Annotated in this window: 6 protein-coding genes; all 6 read left to right on the forward strand. The window is 58.3% G+C overall.

Going from position 1 to position 4,559, the window contains the following annotated elements:
* Positions 1-464: F0F1 ATP synthase subunit A (locus PSV43_RS21385; RefSeq protein WP_300202466.1), on the forward strand; the 464-nt coding region annotated here is incomplete at its 5' end.
* Positions 465-478: 14 nt separating this feature from the next.
* Positions 479-760 (forward strand): F0F1 ATP synthase subunit C, encoded by a 282-nt coding sequence (locus tag PSV43_RS21390; RefSeq protein ID WP_300202469.1) that lies wholly within the window; start codon positions 479-481, stop codon positions 758-760.
* Positions 761-764: 4 nt separating this feature from the next.
* Positions 765-1,559 carry a hypothetical protein gene (locus PSV43_RS21395; RefSeq protein ID WP_300202472.1) on the forward strand — a complete coding sequence of 265 codons (795 nt, stop codon included), beginning with the start codon at positions 765-767 and terminating at the stop codon, positions 1,557-1,559.
* Positions 1,556-3,103 carry an alternate F1F0 ATPase, F1 subunit alpha gene (locus PSV43_RS21400; protein ID WP_300202474.1) on the forward strand — a complete coding sequence of 516 codons (1,548 nt, stop codon included), beginning with the start codon at positions 1,556-1,558 and terminating at the stop codon, positions 3,101-3,103. The genes PSV43_RS21395 and PSV43_RS21400 overlap by 4 nt, the downstream gene beginning before the upstream one ends.
* Positions 3,100-3,972 carry a F0F1 ATP synthase subunit gamma gene (locus PSV43_RS21405; RefSeq protein ID WP_300202477.1) on the forward strand — a complete coding sequence of 291 codons (873 nt, stop codon included), beginning with the start codon at positions 3,100-3,102 and terminating at the stop codon, positions 3,970-3,972. The genes PSV43_RS21400 and PSV43_RS21405 overlap by 4 nt, the downstream gene beginning before the upstream one ends.
* A gap of 299 nt (positions 3,973-4,271) precedes the next feature.
* Positions 4,272-4,559, forward strand: a 288-nt coding sequence (locus PSV43_RS21410; RefSeq protein ID WP_300202480.1) for a hypothetical protein, incomplete at its 3' end; no start/stop codon positions are given.

Below are 4,559 nucleotides of genomic sequence, written 5' to 3' on the forward strand. Positions count from 1 at the left end.
AGAAATACATCGGCTTTCTCGGCACGTTGTTCTTGTTCGTCGCGACGGCAGCACTTTGCACGATCATCCCCGGCTACGAACCTCCCACGGGATCGCTCTCCACCACGGCAGCCCTTGCGCTGTGCGTCCTCATCGCAGTGCCCATGTTTGGCATCGCGGATCAGGGCATGGGCGGATACCTCAAATCCTATTTGGAGCCGACGATCATCATGCTGCCGTTCAATCTCATCAGCGAAGTCTCACGCACGCTGGCACTCGCTGTGCGCTTGTTTGGCAACATGATGAGCGGCGCGATGATCATCGCAATCCTGCTGACGATCACGCCCTTCCTCTTCCCCATCCTGATGACCGTGCTCGGACTGCTCACAGGCATGGTGCAGGCTTACATCTTCAGCATCCTTGCGGCAGTTTACATTGCCGCCGCCATTCGCACACGCGAGCCGCAACCGTCAGCCAACATTTAACCACCACACACACCATGGACGACACCACACTTGTAGCCATCGCTTCCATCATCACAGCGGGCATCACCACCAGCTTCGGCTGCATGGGGCCAGCCTTCGCGGAAGGCAAAGCCGTCGCCACCGCGCTCACATCGCTGGCGCAACAACCCGACGCCTCCGCCACCATCACGCGCACCTTGTTCGTCGGTCTCGCCATGATCGAATCCACCGCGATCTATTGCTTCGTCGTGTCGATGATTCTGATCTTCGCGAACCCGTTCTGGAACCACTTCATCACGCAAACCATCGCCAAGTAACGCCATGCTCATCGACTGGTTCACTGTCGGCGCGCAAACGCTGAACTTCCTCATTCTGGTCTGGCTGATGAAGCGCTATCTTTATCAACCTGTGCTCAAGGCCATCGACGCGCGGGAGAAACGCATCGCTGCGCAAATCGCCGATGCCGAGGCAAAGGAGGCAACGGCCAGCAAGGAGCGCGAGGAGTTCCAGAACAAGAACGCGGACTTCGACAAGCAACGCGCCGACATGCTGACCAAGGTAGCCGACGAGGCGAAGACAGAGCGTCAGCGCTTGATCGAAGAAGCACGCAAAGCCGCTGATGCGGTGACAGCCAAACGCGAGGAGTCGTTGCGCAATGATGCACAAAACCTGAGCGAAGCCGTCGCCCAACGCGCGCAGACAGAAGTGTTCGCCATCGCGCGAAAAACACTCAACGATCTCGCAGGAGCGAATCTGGAAGAACGCATCAGCGAAGTATTCATGAGTCGTCTGCGATCCTTGGACGACGAGGCAAAAGGCAGGCTGGGGGCGGCACTGAAGCAGGCCACGGAACCAGCCGTCGTGCGCACTGCCTTCGAGTTGCCGGAAGCTCAGCGCGCACTCATTCGGAACGCCATCAATGAGACGTTTTCCATTGACGCGCGGCTAACATTTGAAACCGCACCAAACTTGGTCAGCGGCATCGAACTCACTGCCAATGGACAGAAGGTGGCGTGGAGCATCGGTGACTATTTGAAGTCGTTGGAGCGGGGCGTCGGTGAAGTGCTGAACGGGCCAGCGAAGCCAAAGGACAACCCTGTTGCTGCAAGCTCATGAACGCTGCGCCCGACACTCTGGCATCGACGTTTGATCGTCTCTTTACGACCCTGGGACAAGCGCGTGCAGACTTCACGCCGCAGCTATCGTTGCAAGAGACGGGCACCATCACCAACGTCTCCACCGGCATCGCCATGGTCTCTGGCCTGCCTGGTGTGGGCTTTGAGGAACTGCTGAAGTTTCCCGGCGGCGTGCGTGGCATCGCGTTCAACGTCGATGAAGATCAAATCGGCGTCGTGCTCCTTGGCGACTACGCAGAGCTTCAAGCAGGCGATGAAGTCGAGCGCACAGGCCGTGTCATGGATGTCGCGGTGGGCGATGCCTTGATCGGACGCGTCATTGATCCGCTCGGTCGTCCCATTGATGGCAACGGTCCCATCGCCGCGAGCGAACGCCTTCCCATCGAACGCCCAGCCGTGGCCATCATGGATCGCGCGCCGGTCACCGTGCCGTTGCAAACCGGGCTTAAAGTCGTCGATGCGCTCATTCCCATCGGACGTGGTCAACGCGAACTGATTGTCGGTGATCGGCAAACCGGCAAGACCGCCATCGCGCTCGACACCATCCTCAATCAACGCGGCAAGGACGTGCTGTGCATCTATTGCGCCATCGGGCAGCGCGCGTCCGCTGTCGCGAAAGGCGTTGCGACTTTGCGCGAAAAAGGCGCGATGGAATACACCATCGTCGTCGTCACCGAAGGCAACGATCCGCCCGGACTCGCCTTCATCGCGCCGTATGCCGCGACCAGCATTGCCGAGCACTTCATGGAGCAAGGGCGCGATGTCTTGATCGTCTATGATGACCTCACGCAGCACGCGCGCGCCTATCGTGAATTGTCCCTGCTGCTGCGCCGACCACCGGGACGCGAGGCCTTTCCTGGTGACATCTTTTACATCCACTCGCGCCTGCTTGAACGATCCACGCATCTCAGTGAAGAGCGCGGCGGAGGCTCGCTCACCGCGTTGCCGATCATCGAGACCGAAGCGCAAAACATATCCGCTTACATCCCGACGAATCTCATCTCCATCACCGACGGGCAGATCTACCTCTCGCCATCGTTGTTCGAACTCGGCGTGCTGCCAGCGGTCGATGTCGGCAAGTCCGTGTCACGTGTGGGCGGCAAGGCGCAACGGTCCACCTACCGCGCAGTGGCAGGCGATTTGAAACTTGCCTACGCTCAGTTTGAGGAACTCGAAACCTTCGCGCGCTTCGGTGCCAGGCTCGATGCAGACACACGCAAAACCATCGAGCACGGAAGGCGCATCCGCGCGTGTTTGAAGCAGCCAGAGTTCTCACCCGTCGCAGTGCCCGCGCAGATCAGCGTCTTGCTTGCACTCACGGCAAATCTCTTCGATCCCGTGCCACTCGAAAAAATGACCGAAGCCGAGAACGCCGTCCAACTCGCCGCAGCCGACATTCCCGCAGAAGTCTGCGCCCGCTTCGAGACAGCGGCCAAACTCAGCGACGAGGACCGCAAGACGATCACCGACATCGCACGTCAGGCGCTGCTTGCGTTTGTCCCAAAAACCACGGAAGCCAAATGAGCAACACCATTGCCAGTCTGAGCCGGCAAATCCAGAGCGCGGGTGAACTGGAATCGGTGGTGCGCACCATGAAGGCTCTGGCGGCCTCAAGCATCGGTCAATACGAGCAGTCCGTGCGCTCGCTCGCCGACTACTATCGCACGGTTGAACTTGGCCTCAGTGTCTGCATTCGGAGCCATCCGAATACAAACCACGATCACCCCCGCGAAAGCAAAACCATCGGAGCCATCGTCTTCGGCTCCGATCAAGGACTCGTCGGTCAGTTCAACGACATCATCGCCGACTACGCGATCAAGACGCTCGCCACATTGCCCGGCAAGCCGCAAGTCTGGGCCGTCGGTGAGCGCGTTCACGCCCGCCTAGGCGATGCAGGTCTGTCCATGGCCGGAAAATTCATCGTGCCGAACTCCGTCAAAGCCATCACCTCGCTCGTTGCGCAGATCCAGATCCAAAGCGAATCTCATCGCGTGAAAGGCGACTACCAGCAGGTCTATGTCTTCCACAATCGACCGCAAACCGGCTCACTCTACGAGCCCGTGAGTCAACGCCTCTTGCCACTCGACGAGATTTGGCAGCACAGCCTGACAAAGATCCCGTGGCCCACAAAGATCATCCCCGAAGTCCTCAACGACCTCCCCGCCACGCTCCGCGCGTTGATCCGCGAGTATTTGTTCATCTCCCTCTTCCGCGCCTGCGCCGAATCCCTCGCCAGCGAAAATGCCAGCCGTCTAGCCGCCATGCAACGCGCGGAAAAGAATATCACTGAGCTATTGAATCACCTCCACGGCTCGTTCCACCGCCTGCGCCAGATCTCGATTGACGAGGAACTCTTCGATGTGGTCTCGGGCTACGAAGCGCTCATGAGGTAAACTGCAAAACTAGATGTGCCAAAGGTATTCTTGAACGAAGGTGCCCCCTTGCTGATTCCACCCGTACCGATGCGGATATTGATACCATGAGAACCGACAGCGGCCTTCACTTTATTCAACTGAGCGCTATTGAGGCTCTCAAAGTATATCAGCGCATCAAAGCCCCGCGTTTTCAGTGCTTCCCAGCCCAAGAAAACTTTTTGCCGCCTTCAGCAGGGAAAATTCCCGCAGGATAGTGAATGGCATGGCTAAAAATCTGCCACTTGTTCATTCCTCCCGCCTGTGATATTCCTCCTCCCGTGACAGACAAAATCGAATTGGTATTCACAGACAGGACACGACTGCGTGCGAACGTTGTGGGGTTGGCTTTGGGATGCTCGGTCTTTTTGTTCCGTGGAATGATTGACCACGGTGTATTTGGCGTCCCAGATTCTCGCATTCAAATATTGGTGATGCTTGCCCTGGCTCTGGCCTCGGGGATTCTTGCTCCAATCCTCATACCAGGTGCCTTGGTGGATTCCCGTCTGGCGACAGGCATTGGCGGAAGAATCGGACTTCGTGCTGGAATCCGTGCCGCCATCACCGCA

This window comes from Prosthecobacter sp. (genome assembly GCF_029946185.1).
Classification (GTDB): Bacteria; Verrucomicrobiota; Verrucomicrobiia; order Verrucomicrobiales; family Verrucomicrobiaceae; genus Prosthecobacter.

Excerpts from the sequence above, each read along its gene's own strand:
- PSV43_RS21405 (WP_300202477.1), top strand. The coding sequence starts at position 3,100 with ATGAGCAACACCATTGCCAGTCTGAGCCGGCAAATCCAGAGCGCGGGT.
- PSV43_RS21400 (WP_300202474.1), top strand. The coding sequence starts at position 1,556 with ATGAACGCTGCGCCCGACACTCTGGCATCGACGTTTGATCGTCTCTTT.
- PSV43_RS21390 (WP_300202469.1), top strand. The coding sequence starts at position 479 with ATGGACGACACCACACTTGTAGCCATCGCTTCCATCATCACAGCGGGC.
- PSV43_RS21395 (WP_300202472.1), top strand. The coding sequence starts at position 765 with ATGCTCATCGACTGGTTCACTGTCGGCGCGCAAACGCTGAACTTCCTC.